Raw genomic sequence first — 23,279 nt, forward strand, 5'->3', positions numbered from 1 at the left:
GTTGCGCATTCGGAAGAGGAAAAGGCGCGCGCTCAGCGACGCAACAGATAGGACAGCAGAATATCGGTGTTCATGCGCACCATTTCGGCGCGTTCCTCAGGTGTGCTGAAGTCTCGGCCGAGCATGGCCGCCAGCGTGTAGCGGTTCGACACGATGTAATAGCCGAGCCCAGACAGCGTCACGTAGAAGCGCAGCGGATCGACGTCCGAACGGAACAGCCCGGCCGCCTGGCCGCGCGCGAGCACGCTGCCGAGCGTCTGCACCAGCGGAGAGATCATCGCGCGCAGGCTGTCCGCCTTCATCATGTAGCGCGCTTCGTGCAAGTTTTCGTTGTTGACGAGGCGCAGCAGCTCCGGATGATCCCGGTAGTAATCCCAAATGAAATGCGCAAGCCGAGTGACGGCCTCGACGGGCGGCACGCCGTCGAATTCGAGCACGCGCTCGGCTTCGTTCAGGGCGGAAAACGAATGTTCGAGGACGGCCGTGAACAACTGCTCCTTGCTGCCGAAGTAGTAGTACAGCATCCGTTCGTTGGTTTCGGCACGGCGGGCGATCTGGTCGACGCGCGCACCGGACAGGCCACCACTGGCGAATTCTTCTGCGGCGGCCAGCAGGATGCGGCGCCGGGTTCCTTCCGGGTCTCTTTTGATTTTCGGCTGAGTCATGTGTTTTGGCCCGCGTGATTCGCGTGATTCAGTCGGCATCGCCGGGGCGTCCGATCCGCATCCGGCACCGGGGGCCGACCCGGCCGGATAGGCGGTCGCGCCCTGCAGCGGTCGAGCAAAAAATGCGCCTTGATTATGCGCATAGGCGCAGCCGAGCGCAAGGCGGGAAATCGGCGATAATTGCGCTTTGCCGAACCCTGCAGGCCGCGCTGAAACGCCCTTCCCCCGGCGCGCGCCGCCTCTGCCGTCACCGTGACCGACATCCAGAAACTCGCGGATCGCATCGAAGATCTGCTCCCCCAGACGCAATGCACGAAGTGCGGCTACGAAGGCTGCCGACCCTACGCCGAGGCGATCGCCAACGGCGCGGCCGGCTACAACCAGTGCCCGCCCGGCGGCCATGAAGGCATCGAGCGGCTTGCCGCGTTGCTCGGCAAGCCCGTGATTGCGCTCGCCGTCGAGCATGGCGAGGAGCGCCCGCGGCCGCTCGCCGTGATCGACGAACAGCTCTGCATCGGCTGCACGCTGTGCATGCAGGCCTGCCCGGTCGATGCGATCGTCGGCGCGCCCAAGCAGATGCATACCGTGATCGCCGAGCTGTGCACCGGCTGCGACCTGTGCGTGCCGCCCTGCCCGGTCGACTGCATCGACATGATCCCGGTCACCGGCGCGCGCACCGGCTGGGATGCCTGGACCCAGCAACAGGCCGACGGCGCACGCGCGCGCCACGACCAGCGTCTGGCCCGCCAGCAGCGTACGCGCGAGGCTGCCGAGGCCCGCGCGGCGGCACGCCGTGCGGCCAGCGCCGCGAGCACCGCTGAGGCCGCCCCTGCCGTCGAGGCCAGCGCCGCCATGCCGCAGGCCGCCGACGATCCGGAAGCGAAGAAGCGTGCGATCATCGCCGCCGCGCTGGAACGCGCACGCAAGAAGAAGGAAGAACTGGCCGCGAGCGGCAGCGCGCCGAAGAACACCGACAACGTCAGCCCGGCCGTGCAGGCGCAGATCGACGCCGCCGAAGCGCGCCGCAAGCGCATCGAGGCCGAACGCCAGGCAGCCGATGCCGCCACCTCCAACGGCGAACCGCCGGCCACGCCGCCCCGCACCGAATGAACGCCAACAAACGACGCGCGATCTACGAAACGCTGCAAAGCCTGAACCCGCATCCGACCACCGAGCTCGAATACACCACACCGTTCGAACTCCTGATCGCCGTGCTGCTGTCGGCGCAGGCCACCGACGTTTCGGTCAACAAGGCGATGCGCAAGATGTTCCCGGTGGCGAACACGCCGGCGCAAATCCTCGCACTCGGCGAGGCCGGTGTGACCGACTACATCAAGACGATCGGGCTGTACAAGACCAAGGCGAAGAACGTCGTGGCGACCTGCCGAATTCTGCTCGATCAATACGGCGGCGAGGTGCCCGCCGATCGCGAAGCGCTCGAAGGCCTGCCCGGCGTGGGCCGCAAGACGGCCAACGTGGTGCTGAACACCGCGTTCGGGCAGCCGACCATCGCCGTCGATACGCATATCTTCCGCGTCGCCAACCGCACCGGCCTCGCGCCCGGCAAGGATGTGCGCGCCGTCGAGGCTGGGCTGGAGAAGTTCACGCCGGCCGAATTCCTGCAGGACGCGCATCACTGGCTGATCCTGCACGGCCGCTACGTATGCAAGGCGCGCCGGCCCGAATGCTGGCATTGCGCGATCGAGCCGCTTTGCGAATTCCGGCCCAAGACGCCGGCGCCGATCGAGTAAATCGTTCGCCATGCGAAGCGATACGCAAGTACGCGGCGGCTTAGGCCGCCGTTTTTGCATCGGCATCCGGTAGCGTTCAGTATCCGGTCGATTGTTTCGCAGTCCGATCCGTCACGCGTTGGCGGTCGCCGTGGCGGCATCGTCGGCCTTGCCGCCTGCCTTGACAAGCCACAGCACCGCCGCCAGCACCGCCACGCCGCCGGCCCACTGCAGCGGCGAAAGCGCCTCGCCGAACAGCAGCGCCGCGAGCGCGACCGTCACCACCGGCTCCAGCGTCGACAGCATCGAGGTGCGCGCCGCGCCGAGCAACGCGAGCCCGGCGAAGAACGCCAGCATCGCGCCGACCGTCGACACCAGCGCAATACCGAGCAGTGCGAACCAGCTCGTCGTGGTGTGCGGCCAGTGCGGCGCGACACCGAACGCGGCCAGCCGCACCAGCGCGATCAGCACGAACATCGCGGTGGCGGCCAGGCAGATGATGGCCGTGGTGGCAAGCGGATCGACGCCGCGCGTGGCGCGCGCGCCGGCCACGATATAGAGCGAATAGATCACGGCGGCGGCCAGCGACAACGCGATGCCGAGCGGCTCGCCGTGGCCGCCGCCGACCATCAGCGCCGAACCGGCCACGCACAGCACCAGCGCCATCGCCTTCCTGCGCGTGAGCCGCTCGCCGAGCCACCACGCCGCCAGCAGCGTAACGAATGCCGGATACAGATACAGCAGCAGCGCGACCAGGCTGGCCTGCGCATGCTGCAATGCGGTGAAATAGCAGAACGACTGGCCGACGTAGCCGATCGCGCCCATCGCCGCGATCCGCGCGCAGGCGCGCCCGCCGGGCCACGCCACGCCGCGACGCCAGGCGATCAGGGCCAGCAGCGCACCGCCGACGCCGAAGCGGAAGATCAGCAGGCCCAGCACGTCGACGCCGCCCGCATACGCATAGCGGCCGAAGATCGCCATCGCGCCGAACGCGGCGGCCGACAGCGCGACGATCAGGGCGCCGCGAACGGTGGTGGACGGCGAGGCCTGCGCGGCGACGGTGCTCATGAGCGAACCTGCGGTGGAAAGATGAAAGGGCTGAACGGCCAACCGGCGATTCTAGCGAGCGCCGCGCCCGCCCGATACTCAGGAAAGCGCGCAGCCCGGCCCGGCAGCGCGCGCGACGGCGGCGTAGAATGGCCGCTTTCGCGGCACCTCGACCGCCTGCCAGAGCCCCCGAATCATGTTCAATCCGAGCCGCGACGAAGTGCGTCGCTTCTTCATCGACGCCCGCCGCAAACAGCGCCAGGGCGAAATCCTCACGCCGCTGGAGGCGATCGCCGCCGACTGGATCGTCGAGCATCCCGAATACCACGCGGAGCTCGACGACGACACCGAAGCCGGCGCCCGCGAATATCCGCCCGAGGCCGGCCGCACCAATCCGTTCCTGCATCTGTCGATGCATCTGGCGATCAGCGAACAGTTGTCGATCGACCAGCCGCCCGGCATCCGCGCCGCGCACGAGAAGCTGGCCGGGCGCCTGCCGTCGGCGCACGACGCGCAGCACGCGATCATGGAATGCCTCGGCGAGACGATCTGGGAAGCGCAGCGCACCGGTACGCCGCCCGATACCGACGCCTACCTGCAGCGCATCCTGCGCCGCGCCTCGCGCGACTGAACACGCGCCGCGGCCTCGCCGCCAACGTCTCGCGCCCCAAAAAAATGCCCCGCTGAAGCGGGGCATTTCATACCGGCCTCAGCCTCGGCAGGCGCTCACTTCTTGAACACCAGGCTGCCCGGCAGCGATTCCAGATAGGCCGCGATGTCGTTCATGTCGCCCACCGACAGGCTCTGCACCTGCGCCTGCATGATCGCGTTGTTGCGGCCGAGCAGCGGGTTGGTCAGGCCCATCTGGTACTGGCGCATCGCCCAGACGAGGTAGTCGGCGCGCTGCCCCGCGATGCGCGGATATTCGGCGTTGATCGGATTGTCGAGCTTGGTGCCGTGGCAGGCGGCGCAGTTGTGCGACTCGACGAGCTGCTTGCCCTTGGCCGCATCGGCCGCGTGCGCGACGCCCGTCGCGAGGCAGGCGGCCAGCGCAAGCGCCGCCGCGATGCGGAATGCCGGTTGAGGCTTGGTCATGGAGGCTCCTGTGCGGCTGAGCGAACGCCAGCGCGGGCTTATTTGTAGGGATTGATCTTCGAATCGGGCTTCTGGGCAGCGTAGTACGCGGCGAGATCCGCGATGTCCTGGTCGGTCAGCGACGCGGCAATCGCGTTCATCGACGCGAAATGGCGGTCCTTCTTCCGGTACGCCTTCAGCGCGTTTTCCAGGTATTGCTGATTCTGCCCGCCCAGCAGCGGCACCCGGTACACCTCCGGATACGCCGTGCGGTAATCTTCGATGCCATGACAGCCGATGCACATCGCAGCCTTGCCGGCCCCGTCTTTCGGGCTGCCTGCCGCACGGGCCGCCGGAGCGGCGGACACCGCGAGCGCTACGATTACCGCGGCCACGACCTGTTTGCCGACGAAATTGTTCATAGCTTGTACCTAGCTTGAGGGGAAAACCTGTCGCCCGGTAAGGCAACGGACTGCGTCATTTTGCTTATAGATGAGACACGCAGGCCGAAAAGCGGGCCGATTGTACCGCGCTGCCGACGACGCAGTCCATCCGCGCCAGCCCTGCCCCGCACCCACCCGCTCCGGCCCGCAAACCCCCACCGGACAACGCCCGCCACGATACCAAGGGCCGCCCCGACGCAACAGCGCCTTTGACTTATACTGGGATTTTTCGCAGGAAACAGGCCGCCATGCGCTTCGAAGGTTCCTCGCAATATGTCGCCACCGACGACCTCAAACTCGCCGTCAACGCGGCGCTGACGCTGCAACGCCCGCTGCTCGTCAAGGGCGAGCCCGGCACCGGCAAGACCATGCTGGCCGAGGAAGTGGCCGCCGCGCTCGGCATGCCGTTGCTGCAGTGGCACGTCAAGTCCACCACCAAGGCGCAGCAGGGCCTGTACGAATACGACGCCGTCTCGCGGCTGCGCGATTCGCAGCTTGGCGACGAGCGCGTCAAGGACATCGCCAACTACATCGTGCGCGGCGTGCTCTGGCAGGCCTTCGACGCCGACGAACCCTGCGTGCTGCTGATCGACGAAGTCGACAAGGCCGACATCGAATTCCCGAACGACCTGCTGCGCGAACTCGACCGCATGGAATTCCATGTGTACGAAACGCGCCAGATGGTGCGCGCCCGGCACCGGCCGCTCGTCATCATCACGTCGAACAACGAGAAGGAGCTGCCCGACGCGTTCCTGCGCCGCTGCTTCTTCCATTACATCCAGTTCCCCGATCCGGTGACGATGCAGCGCATCATCGAGGTCCACTACCCCGGCATCAAGCAGGCGCTGGTGCGCACCGCGCTCGAGAGTTTCTTCGAATTGCGCGGCGTCGCCGGGCTCAAGAAAAAACCTTCGACGTCCGAACTGCTCGACTGGCTGAAGCTGCTGCTGGCGGAGGATATTCCCCCCGAAGCGCTGCGCTCCACCGACCACAAGCTGGTGGTGCCGCCGCTGGCCGGCGCGCTGCTCAAGAACGAGCAGGACATGAGCCTGTTCGAGCGGCTCGTGCAGATGAACCGCCACAACCGCTGAACGCCACGCCGCCGCCGAGGAACCCGATCGTGCCCCGCCCCGCCTTCGCCCCCGTGACCTGCGCTCGCCGCGCAGGCGTTTCGCGATGCTGATCGATTTCTTCTATTCGCTGCGCGCGGCCAAGCTGCCTGTTTCCGTCAAGGAATACCTGATGCTGCTCGATGCGCTGCGTCAGGACGTGATTCCGCCGTCGATCGATGCGTTCTACTACCTGTCGCGCATGACGCTGGTGAAGGACGAGCAATATTTCGACCGTTTCGATCAGGCGTTCGGCGCGTATTTCCACGGCGTGGCCACGCTGCCCGCCGACGCGTTCGAGATCCCGCCCGACTGGCTCGAAAAGAAGCTGCAACGCGAGCTGACGCCCGAGGAACGCGCGCAGATCGAGGCGCTCGGCGGCCTCGACAAGCTGATGGAGCGCCTGCGCGAGCTGTTCGACGAGCAGAAGGAGCGCCACGAAGGCGGCAACAAATGGATCGGCACGGGCGGCACCTCGCCGTTCGGGCATGGCGGCTACAACCCGGAAGGCGTACGCATCGGCGGCCCGTCGAACGGCAACCGCACCGCGCTGAATGTGTGGGAAGCGCGCGGCTACCGCGATTACGACGATTCGGTCGAACTCGGCACGCGCAACATCAAGGTGGCGCTGCGTCGGCTGCGGCGCTTCGCGCGCGAGGGCGCGGCCGACCAGCTCGATCTGCCCGGCACGATCCGCAGCACGGCCGCCAACGCCGGCTGGCTCGACCTGCGCATGATGCCCGAGCGGCACAACAACGTGAAGGTGCTGATGCTGCTCGACGTGGGCGGCTCGATGGACGACCACATCCAGCGCACCGAAGAGCTGTTCTCGGCGGCCAAGGCCGAGTTCAAGCATCTGGAGTTCTACTACTTCCACAACTGCGTCTACGACTACCTGTGGAAGCACAACCGCCGCCGCCACGCCGAGCGCACGCCCACCTGGGACCTGCTCCACAAGTTCACGCCCGACTACAAGCTGATCTTCGTCGGCGACGCCACCATGAGCCCCTACGAGGTGGTGCAGCCGGGCGGTTCGGTCGAATACAACAACCCGGAGGCCGGCAGCGTCTGGCTGCGCCGGCTGGCCGACCAGTTCCCGCATCACGCCTGGCTCAACCCCGAGCCGGAGCGACTATGGGAGTACCGGCAATCGGTGTCGATCATCCGCGACCTGCTCGGCGCGCGCATGTATCCGCTGACGCTGGCCGGGCTCGAATCGGCGATGCGGCAGTTGAGCAAGTAAGCGCGCCACCCGCCGTCGTGCGGGCCGCCGGTGCATCTCGTCCCCCCAGGCGCCCTCGGTTTCCGTAATATCCCGGCTTCACCGGTTTTGCACGCCGCCGCCGATCCGCCCGGATCGCCGTGCGGCGCCCGGTTCGCCGCCCCCTCCCCGCTTCGGAGTGCTTGACACATGAACCCGTCCCACGCGCCCGGCACGCCGCCGGCCGCTCCCGCCCCGCGCTTCTTCGCGGATACCTCGCTGTCGGCGCTGGTCGCCGGTTTCGTCGCGATGATGACGGGCTACACCAGCTCGCTGGTACTGATGTTCCAGGCCGGGCGTGCCGCCCACCTGAGCGACGCGCAGATTTCCTCGTGGATCTGGGCGCTGTCGATCGGCATGGGCGTGACCACCGTCGGCCTGTCGCTGCGCTATCGCGCGCCCGTGGTGGTGGCGTGGTCCACTCCCGGCGCGGCGCTGCTGGTGGCCTCGCTGCCCGGCGTGCCGTACCCGTACGCGATCGGCGCGTTCGTGGTGTGCGCGCTGCTGCTGACGGCGATCGGCGTGAGCGGCGTGTTCGATTCGCTGATGCGGCGCATTCCGTCGGGCATCGCCGCCGCGCTGCTGGCCGGCATCCTGTTCGAGATCGGCATCGAGATCTTCCGCGCGGCGCAGTTCCAGGCCGGCCTCGTGATCGCGATGTTCCTGACCTATCTGGTCGTCAAGCGGCTCGCGCCGCGCTACGCGATCGTCGCCACGCTGGTGGCCGGCACCGCGGTGGCCGGCGCGCTCGGCCTGCTCGATTTCAGCCGGTTCCGGATCGCGTTCGCGCACCCGGTGCTGACCGTGCCGGCGTTCTCGGTGTCGGCGATCGTCAGCATCGGCATTCCGCTGTTCGTGGTGGCGATGGCGTCGCAGAACGTGCCCGGCATCGCCGTGCTGCGCGCCGACGGCTATACCACACCGTCCTCGCCGCTGATCGCGACCACCGGCCTCGCCTCGCTGGCGCTTGCGCCGTTCGGCTCGCACGGCGTCAACCTGGCCGCCATCACGGCCGCGATCTGCACCGGCCCCGAAGCCCACGAGAACCGCGCGCGGCGCTATCCGGCGGCCGTCTGGTGCGGCGTGTTCTATTTGGTGGCGGGCGTGTTCGGCGCGACCATCGCCGCGCTGTTCGACGCGCTGCCGAAGGCGCTGGTGGTGTCGGTGGCCGCGCTGGCGCTGTTCGGCTCGATCATGAGCGGGCTGTCCAACGCGATGCAGGACGTCCGGCAGCGCGAGGCGGCGCTCGTCACGTTCATGACGACGGCGTCGGGCCTGACGCTGCTGTCGATCGGCCCGGCGTTCTGGGGGCTGGTGGCCGGCGTGATCACGCAGGTGATTCTCAACGCGCGGCGGGGGTGAGGGCGGCGGGTTCGGCGAGGTTGGACGATACGTTGGCGGATTCGTGCATCGGCGCCCGGCAGCCCGCTGAAGTTCTCCAAGAAGCCACCGCGCTGCTTCCACCGCGCCTGCGCTGAAATTCAGCCGCCATTCCGCACCGGCGCAACAACGGCCAAGCCGCCCGCACCACCCGCCTCGCGCCCCCGGGCACGCCCGATGCTCCCTCGCTTGCGTTCGGCTCGACACGGACGCCGCCCCGAATCGGGCCTAGAATAGAGCACTCCGGTCGCCGGCCCGCCCTCCGTTCCAGGGGCGAGCCGCCGGCCCGCTTCGCCGCCGCGCGTTCGCCGCGCGGCCCTCCGTCGAACCCGGCGCGCTGCGCCTCTTCAACGATTCGCCATGACTACCGCACTCGACCAGCTGAAGCAATACACGACCGTTGTCGCCGATACCGGCGATTTCCAGCAGCTCGCGCAGTATCAGCCGCAGGACGCGACCACCAACCCCTCGCTGATCCTGAAGGCGGTCCAGAAGGACGCCTACAAGCCCCTGCTCGAAAAAACCGTGCGCGACCACGCGGGCGAATCGACCGACGTCATCATCGACCGCCTGCTGATCGCATTCGGCACCGAAATCCTCAAGATCATCCCCGGCCGCGTCTCGACCGAAGTCGACGCGCGCCTGTCGTTCGACACGCAACGCTCGATCGACAAGGGCCGCGAACTGATCCGCCTCTACGAAGCCGCCGGCATCGGCCGCGAACGCGTGCTGATCAAGCTCGCCTCGACCTGGGAAGGCATCCGCGCCGCCCAGGTGCTGCAGAAGGAAGGCATCAAGTGCAACATGACGCTGCTGTTCTCGCTGGCCCAGGCCGCCGCCTGCGCCGAAGCGGGCGCACAGCTGATCTCGCCGTTCGTCGGCCGGATCTACGACTGGTACAAGAAGCAGGCCGGCGCCGATTGGAGTGAAGAGAAGAACGGCGGCGCGAACGATCCGGGCGTGCAGTCGGTGCGCCGCATCTACGCGTACTACAAGAAGTTCGGCTACAAGACCGAAGTGATGGGCGCAAGCTTCCGCACCACCAGCCAGATCACCGAACTGGCGGGCTGCGACCTGCTGACGATCAGCCCGGATCTGCTGCAGAAGCTGCACGAGAGCAACGACAAGGTCGAGCGCAAGCTGTCCGGCGACAGCGGCCAGGACGCCCCGGCCGAGCGCGTGGCGATCGACGAGGCGTCGTTCCGCTTCCAGCTGAACGACGACGCGATGGCTACCGAAAAGCTCGCCGAAGGCATCCGCGCGTTCTCGGCCGACGCGGTCAAGCTCGACGGCCTGATCGAAGCGCTGCGCTGATCGACGGGCGGCATCGCCCGCCAGCCCACGCAACGGCCGCCTCGCGCGGCCGTTGTCGTTTCCGTTGTTTCTTCAACGGCCGCGCGCAAGCACTACAATTCCCGTCACGGAGCGCGCTCGCCGTTGCCGGCGGCACCGTTCCCCACCCGTTTGTTCAGCAGGACGAACGAAGCTGTCAAGGAGACGACGATGCAAGTGCAACCGTACCTGTTCTTCGGAGGCCGCTGCGACGAGGCGATTGCCTTCTACCGCAGCGCCATCGGCGCGGAAGTCCAGATGTTGATGCGCTTCAAGGATGCGCCGCCGAACCCCGGCCAGCCGATCGATCCGGCCTCGGCCGACAAGGTCATGCACGCGAACTTGCGCATCGGCGAATCGCAACTGATGTGCTCGGACGGCGACGTGCGCCCCGGCGCGCAGCAGCAAGTGCATGACGGCTATTCGCTGTCGCTGAACCCGCCCGGCGTGGACGAGGGCAAGCGGATCTTCGCGGCGCTGGCCGAGGGCGGCACGATCGTGATGCCGTTCGGGCCGACGTTCTGGGCGCTCGGCTTCGGCATGCTGCGCGACCGCTTCGGCGTGCACTGGATGGTCAACGTCGAGGACCCGGCCGCGCGGCCCTGAACCCGCCCCACGCAAGCCACCGAATAACAAGGCCGGCCCCGCCGCATGCAGCGGGGCCGGCCTCTCTCGTCAATCCATTCGTCATCCGAACAAAAACCCGGCGCCCGCGCGTTCACCCCTCCGCCACGTCGAGATAATCCTCGGGCCGCGTGCGATCCTCGGCGCGCGCCATGCCGCTCGCGCGCACGGCCAGGCTGACCACCACCGACACCACCAGATTGACCACCAGCGACCACACCGCCGCATAACCGGGAATCGCCAGGCCGAACAGGTGGATCGTGAAGATCGAGCCGGCCAGCTTCAGCGAGATCGCCATCCAGGTGCCGCACACGATGCCGGCGGCCCAGCCGGCCAGCAGGCCGCGATGGTCGAGCACGCGCGTGTAGAGGCCCAGCACGATCGCCGGCAGCGTCTGGATGATCCAGATGCCGCCGAGCAGTTGCAGTTGAATCGCGTACGTCAGCGGCAGGCCGAGGATGAAGGCCACCGCGCCCACCTTGACGATCAGCGACACCAGCTTCGCGACGTTGGTCTCCTGATGCGGCGTCATGTTGCGGTTGAAGAACTCGCGGTGGATGTTGCGCGTGTAGAGGTTGGCCGCCGCGATCGACATGATCGCGGCCGGCACCAGCGCGCCGATCCCGATCGCCGCGAACGCCACGCCGACGAACCACGACGGGAAGAAGTGCAGGAACAGCGCCGGCACCGCGAAGTTCGCGCCGTAGGCCTTGAAGTACGGCGCGAACTCGGGCATGTCCTTCACGCCCGAGGCCAGCGCCATGTAGCCGAGCAGCGCCAGCAGCCCGAGCACGAACGAGTAGGCCGGCAGCATCGCCATGTTGCGGCGGATCGTGTTGCCCGAGGCCGACGACAGGATCGCCGTGACCGAGTGCGGATAGAGGAACAGCGCGAGCGCCGAGCCCACCGCGAGCGTCGCGTAGGCGCTGTAGCCGTTCAGGCTCGATACGTCCGGCGCCTTCAGCATCAGCTTGGCCGGCGGCACCGAGCCGAAGATATGGCCGAAGCCGCCCAGTTGCGACGGGATCACGATGATGGCGGCGGCGATCGTCACGTAGATCAGGATGTCCTTGACGATCGCGATCATGGCCGGCGCGCGCAGCCCCGAGGTGTACGTATAGGCCGCCAGGATCGCGAACGCGATGATCAGCGGCAGGTCGCCGAGCAGGCCGTGCGTGTCGATGCCGAGCCCGCCGATCACCACCTCGATGCCCACCAGTTGCAGCGCGATGTACGGCATGGTGGCGACGATGCCCGTCACCGCCACGGCCAACGCCAGCATCCGGCTGCCGTAGCGCGCACCGACGAAATCGGCCGCGGTCACGTAGCCCTGGCGCTTGGCGATGCTCCACAGCTTCGGGAACACCACGAACGCGAACGGGTAGATCAGGATCGTGTACGGCAGCGCGAAGAAGCCCATCGCGCCGGCGCCGAACACCAGCGCAGGCACCGCCACGAACGTGTAGGCGGTATAGAGATCGCCGCCGAGCAGGAACCACGTGACGATCGTGCCGAAGCGCCGCCCGCCGAGGCCCCACTCGTCGAGCTGGGCCAGATCGCCGCGCCGCCAGTGCGCGGCCACGAAGCCGAGAATCGTCACGCCGACGAAGAACAGCACGAAGACCAGGGTTGCGGTCACGTTCATTGCCCGCCCTCCTTCGTGCCGCCCGCGCGCCAGCAGTGCTTGGTCTTGCTGTAGACGAACGCGGTGATCGCCGCGCTGGCCAGCACCCAGGCGAGCTGATACCAATAAAAGAATGGGAATCCGAACCATTGCGGTTCGACCTTGGCGTACGACGGCACCCAGACCATCGCCACCACCGGCAACACCAGCAACCAGAGCCAGCGCTTGGCGGCCTGGTTGGCCTTGGCTTCGTGAGCCATGACGTCTCCTCTCATGCTCGATTGTTTGGAGTCTTGAACGAGTCGGGCGGCACGGGCTCACGCAGGCCGATCGGCGGCGGTTCCCGGCTCGCAGAGTATAAGAGCCGGAAAAACCGGCAGATACGCGGGCGAACCCGAAGCGGGAGGCCGTCCGGCAACGGCGAGGGAAACAGCGGGGCGGAGGGTTGCGGCGGGAGAAACGAAACGGCCCGCGCCGGCCGGGAAAACCGGTGGCGCGGGCCTGAGCGCAAAGTGCGGCGGGCGCGGCGCGGGCCGCGCGCCGGCCGTCAGATCGTGAACGTGGCCGCGTCGCCGCCGGCCGATTCCTGGAACCCCTTGACCCACTTGCGGGCCGGCAGCTTCAGCGTGTCCTCGATCAGCGCCGCGCGTTCGTTCAGTTGTGCGTACGTTACCGCCAGCGCCGGGCCGGAAAACGCGAACGCGATCCGGTTGCCGTCGTGCACTTCCGGCAGCGCGATCACGCGCTGCTCGAACGCCGCGTTCAGGTGCTTCATGTTGCGCACGAAGCTCGGATGATCGCCGAACAGGTTGATGACGGCGACACCGGCCTCGTCGAGGCAAGCACGCGCGGCGCGATAGAACGCCACGCTGTCGAGCACGGGGCCGCGCGCGGTGGCGTCGTACAGGTCGATCTGCAGCGCGCCGACGGTGCCGCGATTGGCCGGATCATTGACGAAATCCCAGGCGTCCGCTTCATGCACGGTCAGGCGCTCGTCGTCGTGCGGCATCGCGAACATGGTATGCGCGGCCACGATCACGGCCGGGTTCAGCTCGACCGCCTCGACGCGTGCGCGCGGCAGGTAGGCATGCGCGAACTTGGTCAGCGCGCCGGTGCCGAGGCCCAGTTGGACGATGCGCTCGGGCGTGTCGAGGAACAGCAGCCAGGCCATCATCTGCTGCGCGTATTCGAGTTCGAGCGCGAGCGGCTTGCTCAGGCGCATCGCGCCCTGCACCCACTCGGTGCCGAAATGCAGATACCGCACGCCGCGCTCCTCGGAGAACGTCACGGGCGCGAAACGCGGCTTGCGCGGCGCCTCGATCACGGGTGCGTCGCTGAGATCGTCGTGGTTGGCGCGCGATTTGGAACGCACGCCGGCATGCTTGGCAACGGCTTCGTCGGCTCGCGAATTGTCGCGGCGAAACGCGCGCGCCTCGGCGGACGCGCGCTTGATCAGTCGGGTCATCTGAATGGCTCGCGCGGGCGGCGCGACTCGGTAGGAACGGGAGGACGAGAGGATAGCACCGGCGCGAGGCGGCTGGCCGTTTCATGGCGGGCTTCACGGCTGATTTCGCGGCCGCCGCGGCGCTCCCGCCATGGCGCTCGTTTGCGCGGCTTCAGCCGGTCAGCCCGCGCCACATCGCGAGCTTCTGCGCGAACGACATCGACGCATGCGCCGGGCTGCTCGACGGCAACCGCACGATCCGGTAGCGCGAGGCCAGTTCACCGAGCGTCTTTTCGCCGAGCGTCGCGGCTTTGCCGCCGTTGAAGCCGATCGTCTCGAGCGCGGGCAGGCTGGCCACCAGCCGTTGCAGATCGTTGCCGAGGTGATTGCGAATTGCGCTGTCGAGGCTGCCGTCGCGTTGCGCTTCGGCGATCACGTCCCAAAGGCCGAAGCCGTGCTGCAACAGCGTGTGCAGGCGCGCCTCGTAGGCCAGCGGCCGCAGCGGCACGCCGAGCACTTCGCCGAGCAGATCCCAGAATTTGTTTTGCGGATGCGCGTAATACTGGCCGTGCGCCAGCGAGGCCGCGCCCGGCAGGCTGCCGAGCAGCAGCACGCGCGTCCCGCCGTCGACCACGGGCGGGAAGCAGCGCTTGAAGGCGGAATCGATGGCGCCGGCCGGATCCATGTACGGAATCAGAACGCGCCGGCAAGCGCGGCCGGGGCACCGATCACGCGCCGCCAGAGGCCCGGCAGCATGCATTCGGTCACCATCAGCGGCGCACGGTGCCGCTCGAACACCGAGCGGCGCGCGACGAACGCATGCACCGGCGGCTCGCCGGCCGGCAGCGCCCGCTCGGCCAGCGCATGCACCGGATGCCCGGTAATCACGCGCCGGCTGACCAGCGCCGAGCGCCCGACCTGAGGATCGCTGTAGAGCAGTTCCGCGAGCGGCCGCGTGCGCAGCCGGCGGATCGCCTGCCACACGCCGCGGCTCGCGCCGAGCGGGGTCAGGCTGTGCGCGGCCACGCACGGCTCGCCGTCCACACTCAGCACCACCTCGCGCACCCAGCAGGCGCTGCGCGAGCTCAGGCCGAGCGCGGCCGGCTCGTCCGCCCACGGTGCGGCCACCACTTCGCGCGTCACGCGCACGGTAACCTTGCCGAGCGTGGCCAGATGCGCGGTCAGCGAGCCGCCGCGCGTGAGCCAGTCCTTCTGCGCCGCGTGCAGGCCGGGGCGCGGTGGCGCGCTCCAGCCCGCGCCCGCCGCGTCGAATTGCACGCGCGGGCCGTGCATCACGCGCCGCGCGACAGCAGCAGGGCGTTGGTGCGCTTGACGAAGGCCGCCGGATCTTCCAGCGAGCCGCCTTCGGCCAGCATCGCCTGATCGAACAGCAGGTGGCACCAGTCGGCAAAATCGGCGCCGTCGGCGTTCAACTGCTTGATCAGCGGATGCTCGGGGTTCACTTCGAGGATCGGCTGCATCGACGGCGCCTGCTGGCCCGCCGCCTTCAACATGCGCTGCAGGTAGCCGCTCATGTCGTGATCGTCGGCCACCAGGCACGACGGCGAATCGGTCAGGCGGAACGTCACGCGCACTTCCTTGACCTTCTCGCCGAGCGTGGCCTGGATCTTCTCGACAATCGGCTTCATCGCCTCGCCGGTTTCTTCCTGGGCCTTCTTCTCGGCGTCGTCGATCGAACCGAGATCGAGGTCGCCACGCGCCACGCTGGCGAGCGGCTTGCCGTCGAATTCGTTCAGGTACGACAGCATCCACTCGTCGACGCGGTCGGTCAGCAGCAGCACCTCGACATCCTTCTTGCGGAACACTTCCAGATGCGGGCTGTGCTTCGCGGCTTGCCAGGCGTCGGCCGTGACGTAGTAGATCTTGCTTTGCTCGGGCTTCATGCGGGAGACGTAGTCGGCCAGCGACACCGTCTGCTCGGCCGTATCGCCGTGCGTCGAGGCGAAGCGCAGCAGCTTGGCGATGCGCTCGCGGTTCGCGTTGTCCTCGCCCACGCCTTCCTTGAGCACCTGGCCGAACTCGTTCCAGAACGTCTTGAACTTGTCCTTGCCTGCATCGTCCTCGGCGTTCGCGAGCTCTTCGAGCATCGACAGCACGCGCTTGGTCACGCCGTCGCGAATGGTGCGCACGTCGCGGCTTTCCTGCAGGATTTCACGCGACACGTTCAGCGGCAGATCGGCCGAATCGACGATGCCCTTCACGAAGCGCAGGTATTGCGGCAGCAGTTGTTCGGCGTCGTCCATGATGAACACGCGCTTCACGTACAGCTTCAGGCCGCCGCGGTAATCGCGGTTCCACATGTCGAACGGCGCGTGCGCGGGCACGTACAGCAACTGCGTGTATTCGCTGCGGCCTTCGACGCGGTTGTGCGTCCAGGCGAGCGGGTCCTGGTGATCGTGCGCGACGTGCTGGTAGAACTGCGTGTACTGCTCGTCGGTGATCTCGGATTTCGAACGCGTCCACAGCGCGCTCGCCTGGTTGATGGTTTCGTCCTCGTCCTTCGCGACCATCTCGCCCTTTTCCTGATCCCATTCTTCCTTCTGCATCAGGATCGGCAGGCCGACGTGGTCGGAGTACTTCTGGATGATCGACTTCAGCTTGTGCGACGACAGCAGGTCGTCCTCGCCCTCGCGCAGATGCAGCGTGATGGTGGTGCCGCGCTGCGTGCGCTCGATCGCGTCGACCGTGAAATCGCCCTCGCCCGCGCTTTCCCAGCGCACGCCTTCCGAGGCCGGCGCGCCGGCGCGGCGCGTTTCGACCGTGATGCGGTCGGCGACGATGAAGCCCGAATAGAAGCCCACGCCGAACTGGCCGATCAGCGCGGCGTCGCGCTGCTGGTCGCCCGACAGCTTCGAGAAGAATTCCTTGGTGCCCGAGCGGGCGATCGTGCCGAGGTTGGCGATCGCCTCGTCGCGGCTCATGCCGATGCCGTTGTCGTCGATCGTCAGCGTGCGCGCGGCGCGGTCGTAGCCGATGCGGATACGCAGGTTCGGATCGTTTTCGTACAAGGCGCCATTTTCGAGCGCCTCGAAACGGAGCTTGTCGGACGCGTCGGACGCGTTCGACACCAGTTCGCGCAGGAAGATTTCCTTGTTGCTGTACAGCGAATGGATCATCAGATGGAGGAGCTGCTTGACCTCCGCCTGGAAGCTCATCGTTTCATGTGCCATGGCGATTTTCCTGTGACTGATCGGTTGAATGGGTGCGGATCCGCATGCGGATCGTCTTCGGGCACCGAAGTGGGGTCGGCCGGGGGGCTTTTCAAGACCCCACGGCCAGAGATGTTATCGACCTGGCCCCATCAGAACCGGCGGGGGCCGGGACGATACGCGGTTCAGGCGGCGTCCAGCTCGCCGCGTTCGGCCTCGGCCGTACGGCGCGGCACCGAATCGAGGTAGCGCGCGAGGAACCCGGCCAGCGCCGGATCGCCGCAGTTCGCGACGTTGAAGCGCGTCCAGGTGGACGGCGACTGCTGCGGCGAGAACAGCCCGCCCGGCGTCAGCAGGAAACCCTCCTCGTGCGCGGCGGCGGCCAGCGCGCTGGCGTCGGCGCCGGTGTCGACCCACAGGAACATGCCGGCCGCCGGCATCGTGAACAGGCGCATGCCGACCCGCTCCAGCATCCGCGCGGTCTTGTCGCGCACGCCGTCGAGCCGCCCGCGCAGCCGCTCCACGTGGCGCCGGTAATGCCCCTCGGTCAGCACCTTGTAGAGCACCCGCTCGTTGAGTTCCGGCGTGGCCATGCCGGCCAGCATCTTCTGGTCGGTCAGCGCATTGGCGATCTCGGGCGCGCAGGCCACGTAGCCCACGCGCAGGTTCGCCGCCAGCGTTTTGGAGAAGCTGCCCAGGTAGATCACGCGCTTCAGTTGATCGAGGCTGGCGAGCCGCGTGGCCGGGTAGCGCGCCGGGCACAGGTCGCCGTAGATATCATCCTCGACCACCAGGAAATCGTAGGCCTCGGCGAGTCGCAGGATACGAAACGCCTGCGCGGCCGACAGCGAGGTGCCGGTGGGGTTCTGCAGCACCGAATTGATCACGAGCATTTTCGGCCGCCATTGCTGCACGAGCGTTTCGAGTGCGTCGAGATCGGGGCCGTCGGGCGTGTAGGGCATGCCCACCAGCCGCGCGCCCTGCGAGGCAAAGCGGCCGAACATCTGGAACCAGGCCGGATCGCCGACGATCACGGCATCGCCCGGGCGCACGTAGAGCCGCGAAATGAGGTCGATGGCCTGCGTGACGCCGGACACCAGCACGATCTGCTCGGGCGACGCGCCGATCTCGACCTCGGCCAGCCGCGTCTGCAACTGCTGGCGCAGCGGCAGGAAGCCCTGCGCGCTGCCCAGGCCGAGCATCTGCGCGCCGCTCTGGCGGCCCAGCGCGCGCAGCGCGCCGGTGATCAGTTCGCCGTCGAGCCAGCGCGCCGGCAGATAGCCGAGCCCCGGCCCCTTTTCCGGGCTGACCGTATGCAGCATGTTGCGCAGCAGCCAGACCACGTCGAGCGTGTTGTCGACCGGCGCGGGCGGCGTGTCCTTGCCGGGCCGGCCCGATTCGCCGGGCAGCGCGGCCGGCGTGCGCTCGCGCACGTAGAAGCCCGAGCCGCGCCGCGAATCGAGGTAACCCTGCGCGACCAGCCGCTCGTAGGCCTCCACCACGGTGAAGCGCGACACGTTCTTGTCGATGGCGAGCTTGCGGATCGACGGCATCCGCATGCCGGGGCGGAACACCCGCTCGTCGATGCGGCGGCGCGCCCACTGCACGAGCTGATCGACCAGCGTGAGCGTGGCGGTATCGTGCGGCGCGGGAATCTGGTCGAGCGGAACGGTGGACATCGCGATCCCTTGGAACTGTACAGAAAAGTATCGCGCTGATTGTACCGTTACTGTTCCGGTCCGTGCGATTACAGTTTTCAGGTCGCCATCAGGCGGGCATCCGCTTTCATCGCGCGGCCTGCCCACCTGGCGCAAGGCATCCGCCGGAGCCATCCGCTCCGCGCCGCCACCACGGCTTGCGTTGCACCTGCCCGGCCATCCGGCCATCAGCCAATACGGCAGGCCACCGCCCTTCCCGCCGGACGCCATCCGTCCGTACCGCACCTCGCCGCACCAGCGTATCGGGCCGGTTGCATGGGGCCGATTGCATGGGGCCGGCAGCCTGACGCAGCCCGCATGCCTGCGCTTCACCCGTTTTTGCCGAACCGAATACCGACATGACCGCACGACCGCTGAAACTCGACCACCTTGTGATTGCCGCGCGCACGCTCGACGAAGGCACGGCCTACGTCGCCGACACGCTCGGCACGGAGCCGGCCGGCGGCGGCGCGCATCCGCTGATGCGCACCCACAACCGCCTGTTCGGGCTGTGGGGCGGCGCCTATCTCGAAGTCATCGCGATCGATCCCGATGCGCCGCAGCCGGCGGGCGTGCCGCGCCCTCGCCTGTTCGCGCTCGATGAACCCGCCATGCACAAGCGCATCGCCAAGGCGCCGGCGCTGGTGCACTGGGTGGCCCGCGTCGAGCCGCCGCGCCATCTCGACGTCTGGCGCCGCCAGTATCCCGAGCGGATTCCGCCCGTCGTGCGGATGCGCCGAGGCGACTGGTCGTGGAGCCTGACCGTGCCGGACGACGGTGCATTCCCGCAGGCGCCCGACCAACCGGCCCACGGCCTCGCGCCGTCGCTGATCCAGTGGGATACGCCGCGCCATCCGTCCGATGCCCTGCCGCACCACGACATCGCGCTGACTGCGCTGGCCGCCACCCATCCGGCCTCCGACGCGATCACCACGCACCTCGACTGGCTCGGTGCGGGCAAGCTGCTGGCCGTCTCGGCCGGCCAGTCGGCCGAGCTGATCGCGAGCTTCGACACGCCGAAAGGCGCGCGCACGCTGCGCTGACGCGCGGCCGCGCCGTTCCCCTCAACCCGACCGGAACCTCAAGACCCCAATGTCCGATTCCCGCGAAACCCGCGGCATGCTGCTCGGCCTGCTCGGCGTGATGATCTTCAGCCTGACGCTGCCGATGACGCGCGTCGTCGTCAGCGAATTCCACCCGCTGCTCAACGGCCTGGGCCGCGCGCTGGCCGCCGCCGTGCCGGCCGGGCTGCTGCTCTGGTGGCGCCGCGAGGCGCTGCCCACGCGCGCGCAACTGAAAAGCCTGGCGGTGGTGTCGGCCGGCGTGATCGTCGCCTATCCGGTGTTCTCGGCCTGGTCGATGAAGACGGTGCCGGCCTCGCACGGCGCGGTGGTCAACGGCCTGCAGCCGCTGCTGGTGGCGATCTACGCGGCGTGGCTGTCGCGCGAACGGCCGTCGCGCGGCTTCTGGCTGGCCGCGCTGGCCGGCAGCGCGCTGGTGATCGCCTATGCGCTGCGCGACGGCGGCGGCACGCCGCAAGTGGGCGACCTGCTGATGCTGGTCGCGGTCGGCATCGGTGCGCTCGGCTATGCCGAAGGCGCGCGGCTCGCCCGGCAGATCGGCGGCTGGCAGGTGATCTGCTGGGCGCTGGTGGTGTCCGCGCCGTTCCTCGTGCTGCCGGTGGGCTGGCTCGCCTGGGAGCATCATCTGACGCACCCCCAGCCGGCCCGGCTGACCACCTGGCTCGCGTTCGGCTACGTGACCGTGTTCTCGCAATTCCTCGGCTTCTTCGCCTGGTACGCGGGCCTCGCGATGGGCGGCATCGCGCGCGTCGGCCAGGTGCAATTGCTGCAGATTTTCTTCACGATCGCGTTCTCCGCGCTGCTGTTCGGCGAATCCGTCGCGCCGTCCACCTGGCTGTTCGCGGCGGCCGTGATCGCCACCGTGGTACTCGGCCGCCGTTCGGCCGTGCGCACCCTGCCCCAACCCGCCCGCGCGAACTGATCGGCGAGCGATACTCTCCCCTTTGCCCCGCACCATCGAGGACACCATGAACCCGAGCGACCTGCCCCAACCGAACTGGCCCCTCTCCCAACGCGCCCGCAAGCTGACCAGCTCCGCCATCCGCGAGATCCTGAAAGTCACGGAGCGCCCCGAGGTCATTTCGTTCGCGGGCGGGCTGCCGTCGCCGGCCACGTTCCCGGTCGAGCGCGTACGCGAGGCCGCCGACCGCGTGCTGCGCGACGCGCCGGCCGCGGCGCTCCAGTACAGCGCCACCGAAGGCTTCCTGCCGCTGCGCGAGTGGGTGGCCGAGCGCTACCGCGTGCGCACCACCCAGGTGCTGATCACCACCGGCTCGCAGCAGGCGCTCGACCTGCTCGGCAAGACGCTGATCGATCCGGGCAGCCGCGTGCTGGTGGAAACGCCCACCTATCTGGGTGCGCTGCAATCGTTCTCGATGTACGAGCCGAACTACGTGCAGCTGGCGAGCGACGATTTCGGCCTGGTGCCCGAGGCGCTCACGCCCGAGGTCACACGCGACGCACGCGCGCTCTACGCGCAGCCGAACTTCCAGAACCCGACCGGCCGCCGCATGCCGCTCGAACGCCGCCAGGCGCTCGCCGCGTTCGCGCAAACCAGCCCGTTCCCGGTGCTGGAGGACGACCCGTACGGTGCGCTGAACTACCAGGGCGAGCCGTTGCCGACCCTGCTGTCGATGGCGCCCGACCATATCGTGCATATGGGCAGCTTCTCGAAGGTGCTCTCGCCCGGCGTGCGGATCGGCTACGTGATCGCCCCCGAGGCGCTGCACTTCAAGCTCGTGCAGGCCAAGCAGGCCACCGACCTGCACACGCCGTCGCTGACCCAGCGCATCGCCTACGAGGTGATCCGCGACGGCTTTCTCGACACGCATATTCCGAGCATCCGCGCGCTGTATGCCGCACAATGCGACGCGATGCTCGGCTCGCTCGCGCGCCACATGCCGGCAGGCGTGACCTGGAACCGCCCGGAAGGCGGGATGTTCATCTGGGTGCAACTGCCGGCCGGTATCGACAGCATGGCCCTGCTCGACGCCGCGATCGCGCAGCACGTCGCGTTCGTGCCGGGCGCGCCGTTCTTCGCCGACGATGCGCAGTCGAACACGCTGCGCCTGTCGTTCGTGACGGTGCCGCCCGAGCAGATCGAGGAAGGCGTGGCGCGGCTCGGCAAGCTGCTGCGCGAGCGCATCGCATCCTGAACCGCCTGACATCCATTCACACGAGGACATACAACAGATGGCAAACGTCTACGACAAACTGAAGGCTCTCGGCATCGAACTCCCGAACGCGGGCGCACCGGCCGCCGCTTACGTGATGAGCGCGCAAAGCGGCAACACCGTCTACCTGTCGGGCCACATTGCCAAGAAGGACGGCAAGGTGTGGGTCGGCAAGCTCGGCGCCGATCTGTCGACCGACGACGGCAAGCTGGCCGCGCGCAACGTGGCGATCGACCTGCTGGCCACGCTGCACGCGCACACCGGCGACCTCAACAAGGTCAAGCGCATCGTCAAGCTGATGAGCCTCGTCAACTCGACGCTCGAATTCACCGAGCAGCACCTGGTGACGAACGGCGCGTCGGAACTGATCGCCGACCTGTTCGGCGACGCCGGCAAGCACGCGCGCTCGGCATTCGGCGTGGCGCAGATCCCGCTCGGCGCCTGCGTCGAGATCGAACTGATCGCCGAAGTCGAATGACGGCCGGGCGCGTTCGCTTCAAGCAGGTCGATGTCTTCACGGCCACCCCGTTTCGCGGCAATCCGCTGGCGGTGATCTTCGACGCCGATGGGTTGTCCGACGCCGACATGCGGGCGATCGCGCACTGGACCAACCTGTCGGAAACCACCTTCGTCTGCACGCCGACCGATCCGGCCGCCGATTACCGCGTGCGCATCTTCACGACGGGCGGCGAGCTGCCGTTCGCCGGCCATCCGACGCTCGGCACCGCGCATGCCGTGCGCGAGGCCGGGCTCGCGCCGCGCACGCCGGGGCGGCTCGTCCAGCAATGCGGCGCCGGGCTGGTCGTGCTGCGCGAGCAGGCCGGCGGCCGTCGCGCGTTCGCCGCGCCGCCGGCTCGCGTGACGCCGCTGCCGGCCTCGGCCTATCCGGCGCTGGCGGCGGCGCTGCGCAGCGAGGCCATCGTGTTCGACGCGGCTCCGTGCGGCGTCGACAACGGCGCGCCGTGGCTGGTGGTGCGGCTCGCCTCGGCGGCCGACTGCCTGGCGCTCGCGCCGGACGCCCAGGCGCTCGCCGGCATCGTGGCCTCGGTCGGCACGCACGGCGTGGCGGCCTACGCGCCGCACCCGGCCGGCGGGCCGGCCACCTTCGAAGTGCGCTGCCTGATGACGGGCGAGCAATTCGGCGTGGGCGAGGACCCGGTCACCGGCAGCGCCAACGCGGCGATCGCCGGCCTGCTCGACAGCCAGGGCCTGCGCCCCGGCAATGCCTACACGGTGCGCCAGGGCACCGCGATCGGCCGCAACGGCCGCGTGTCGGTCGACTATGAAGACGGCAGCATCTGGATCGGCGGCGACACCGTCACCGTCGTCGACGGCAGCTTCCTGCTGCCCTGAATTCCGCCGGCCGTGCGTCGCACGGCCGCGCCCGCATGAGCTCGAAACGATCCTCAAATTTGTTTCAAAT

At 68.2% G+C, this 23,279-nt stretch carries 24 protein-coding genes; 13 read left to right on the plus strand and 11 right to left on the minus strand.

Features of this window, described 5'->3' with window-relative positions; all coding sequences use genetic code 11:
• Positions 1–32: 32 nt before the first annotated feature.
• Positions 33–665 (minus strand): TetR/AcrR family transcriptional regulator, encoded by a 633-nt coding sequence (locus ACYP33_RS30740; RefSeq protein ID WP_414445634.1) that lies wholly within the window; start codon positions 663–665, stop codon positions 33–35.
• A gap of 252 nt (positions 666–917) precedes the next feature.
• Here ACYP33_RS30740 and rsxB point away from each other — a divergent pair, with 252 nt between their 5' ends.
• Both rsxB and nth read left to right on the plus strand, forming a co-directional pair.
• On the plus strand, positions 918–1,775 hold the full coding sequence (rsxB, locus tag ACYP33_RS30745) for an electron transport complex subunit RsxB (RefSeq protein WP_459625014.1): 858 nt from the start codon (positions 918–920) through the stop codon (positions 1,773–1,775).
• A complete protein-coding gene (gene nth, locus ACYP33_RS30750; RefSeq protein ID WP_414442720.1) occupies positions 1,772–2,416 on the plus strand; it encodes an endonuclease III in 645 nt (214 codons plus the stop codon). The genes rsxB and nth overlap by 4 nt, the downstream gene beginning before the upstream one ends.
• A 111-nt stretch (positions 2,417–2,527) precedes the next feature.
• Here the strand turns inward: nth and ACYP33_RS30755 are convergent, their stop codons facing one another.
• A complete protein-coding gene (locus tag ACYP33_RS30755; RefSeq protein ID WP_459625015.1) occupies positions 2,528–3,463 on the minus strand; it encodes a DMT family transporter in 936 nt (311 codons plus the stop codon).
• A gap of 175 nt (positions 3,464–3,638) precedes the next feature.
• Here ACYP33_RS30755 and ACYP33_RS30760 point away from each other — a divergent pair, with 175 nt between their 5' ends.
• A complete protein-coding gene (locus ACYP33_RS30760; protein WP_459625016.1) occupies positions 3,639–4,073 on the plus strand; it encodes a DUF1841 family protein in 435 nt (144 codons plus the stop codon).
• A gap of 95 nt (positions 4,074–4,168) precedes the next feature.
• Here the strand turns inward: ACYP33_RS30760 and ACYP33_RS30765 are convergent, their stop codons facing one another.
• Entirely contained in the window at positions 4,169–4,537 is a 369-nt protein-coding gene (locus ACYP33_RS30765; RefSeq protein WP_414442723.1) for a c-type cytochrome, read from the minus strand.
• Between the two features lie 38 nt (positions 4,538–4,575).
• Positions 4,576–4,938 (minus strand): c-type cytochrome, encoded by a 363-nt coding sequence (locus ACYP33_RS30770; protein ID WP_414451320.1) that lies wholly within the window; start codon positions 4,936–4,938, stop codon positions 4,576–4,578.
• Between the two features lie 269 nt (positions 4,939–5,207).
• On the opposite strand from ACYP33_RS30770, the gene ACYP33_RS30775 reads away from it, so the two are divergent.
• From ACYP33_RS30775 to ACYP33_RS30795, 5 genes are all read left to right on the plus strand, one after another.
• On the plus strand, positions 5,208–6,050 hold the full coding sequence (locus tag ACYP33_RS30775) for an AAA family ATPase (RefSeq protein WP_414442725.1): 843 nt from the start codon (positions 5,208–5,210) through the stop codon (positions 6,048–6,050).
• Positions 6,051–6,135: 85 nt separating this feature from the next.
• On the plus strand, positions 6,136–7,311 hold the full coding sequence (locus ACYP33_RS30780) for a vWA domain-containing protein (protein WP_459625017.1): 1,176 nt from the start codon (positions 6,136–6,138) through the stop codon (positions 7,309–7,311).
• Between the two features lie 168 nt (positions 7,312–7,479).
• On the plus strand, positions 7,480–8,691 hold the full coding sequence (locus ACYP33_RS30785; RefSeq protein WP_414442727.1) for a benzoate/H(+) symporter BenE family transporter: 1,212 nt from the start codon (positions 7,480–7,482) through the stop codon (positions 8,689–8,691).
• 378 nt (positions 8,692–9,069) lie between these two features.
• On the plus strand, positions 9,070–10,023 hold the full coding sequence (gene tal, locus ACYP33_RS30790; protein WP_459625018.1) for a transaldolase: 954 nt from the start codon (positions 9,070–9,072) through the stop codon (positions 10,021–10,023).
• A 189-nt stretch (positions 10,024–10,212) separates the two neighbouring features.
• Entirely contained in the window at positions 10,213–10,647 is a 435-nt protein-coding gene (locus tag ACYP33_RS30795; protein WP_459625020.1) for a VOC family protein, read from the plus strand.
• A 112-nt stretch (positions 10,648–10,759) separates the two neighbouring features.
• Here ACYP33_RS30795 and mctP read toward each other — a convergent pair whose 3' ends face one another.
• The 7 genes from mctP to ACYP33_RS30830 all read right to left on the minus strand — a co-directional run bounded on the left by mctP (position 10,760) and on the right by ACYP33_RS30830 (position 18,582).
• Complete coding sequence (gene mctP / locus ACYP33_RS30800; RefSeq protein ID WP_414451316.1) at positions 10,760–12,310, minus strand: monocarboxylate uptake permease MctP; 1,551 nt, start codon at positions 12,308–12,310, stop codon at positions 10,760–10,762.
• Positions 12,307–12,549, minus strand: coding sequence for a DUF3311 domain-containing protein (locus tag ACYP33_RS30805; RefSeq protein WP_459625021.1), 243 nt, complete (start codon positions 12,547–12,549; stop codon positions 12,307–12,309). Before ACYP33_RS30805 ends, mctP begins: the two co-directional genes overlap by 4 nt.
• A gap of 287 nt (positions 12,550–12,836) precedes the next feature.
• A complete protein-coding gene (locus tag ACYP33_RS30810) occupies positions 12,837–13,754 on the minus strand; it encodes a class I SAM-dependent methyltransferase (RefSeq protein ID WP_414451314.1) in 918 nt (305 codons plus the stop codon).
• Between the two features lie 151 nt (positions 13,755–13,905).
• Positions 13,906–14,418, minus strand: coding sequence for a DNA-deoxyinosine glycosylase (locus ACYP33_RS30815; RefSeq protein ID WP_414442733.1), 513 nt, complete (start codon positions 14,416–14,418; stop codon positions 13,906–13,908).
• Positions 14,419–14,426: 8 nt separating this feature from the next.
• Positions 14,427–15,026: a chorismate--pyruvate lyase family protein gene (locus ACYP33_RS30820; RefSeq protein ID WP_459625032.1), complete on the minus strand. Its 600-nt coding sequence runs from the start codon at positions 15,024–15,026 to the stop codon at positions 14,427–14,429.
• Positions 15,026–16,924 (minus strand): molecular chaperone HtpG, encoded by a 1,899-nt coding sequence (gene htpG / locus ACYP33_RS30825; protein WP_459625022.1) that lies wholly within the window; start codon positions 16,922–16,924, stop codon positions 15,026–15,028. The genes ACYP33_RS30820 and htpG overlap by 1 nt, the downstream gene beginning before the upstream one ends.
• A gap of 164 nt (positions 16,925–17,088) precedes the next feature.
• The gene (locus ACYP33_RS30830; protein ID WP_414451312.1) at positions 17,089–18,582 is read right to left on the minus strand and encodes an aminotransferase-like domain-containing protein; all 1,494 of its coding nucleotides are present in this window, start codon (positions 18,580–18,582) and stop codon (positions 17,089–17,091) included.
• 377 nt (positions 18,583–18,959) lie between these two features.
• Between ACYP33_RS30830 and ACYP33_RS30835 the strand changes: the two genes are divergently transcribed.
• The 5 genes from ACYP33_RS30835 to ACYP33_RS30855 are packed head-to-tail and all read left to right on the plus strand — an operon-like array spanning position 18,960 to position 23,209.
• Positions 18,960–19,643: a VOC family protein gene (locus ACYP33_RS30835; RefSeq protein ID WP_414442736.1), complete on the plus strand. Its 684-nt coding sequence runs from the start codon at positions 18,960–18,962 to the stop codon at positions 19,641–19,643.
• 49 nt (positions 19,644–19,692) lie between these two features.
• Positions 19,693–20,604, plus strand: a complete 912-nt coding sequence (locus ACYP33_RS30840; RefSeq protein ID WP_414451311.1) for a DMT family transporter — start codon at positions 19,693–19,695, stop codon at positions 20,602–20,604.
• Positions 20,605–20,650: 46 nt separating this feature from the next.
• Positions 20,651–21,838, plus strand: a complete 1,188-nt coding sequence (locus tag ACYP33_RS30845) for an aminotransferase-like domain-containing protein (protein WP_459625023.1) — start codon at positions 20,651–20,653, stop codon at positions 21,836–21,838.
• A gap of 37 nt (positions 21,839–21,875) precedes the next feature.
• Positions 21,876–22,334, plus strand: coding sequence for a RidA family protein (locus ACYP33_RS30850; protein ID WP_414442739.1), 459 nt, complete (start codon positions 21,876–21,878; stop codon positions 22,332–22,334).
• A complete protein-coding gene (locus ACYP33_RS30855) occupies positions 22,331–23,209 on the plus strand; it encodes a PhzF family phenazine biosynthesis protein (protein ID WP_459625025.1) in 879 nt (292 codons plus the stop codon). The genes ACYP33_RS30850 and ACYP33_RS30855 overlap by 4 nt, the downstream gene beginning before the upstream one ends.
• Positions 23,210–23,279 lie beyond the last annotated feature (70 nt).

This window comes from Burkholderia sp. 3C, assembly GCF_054589155.1.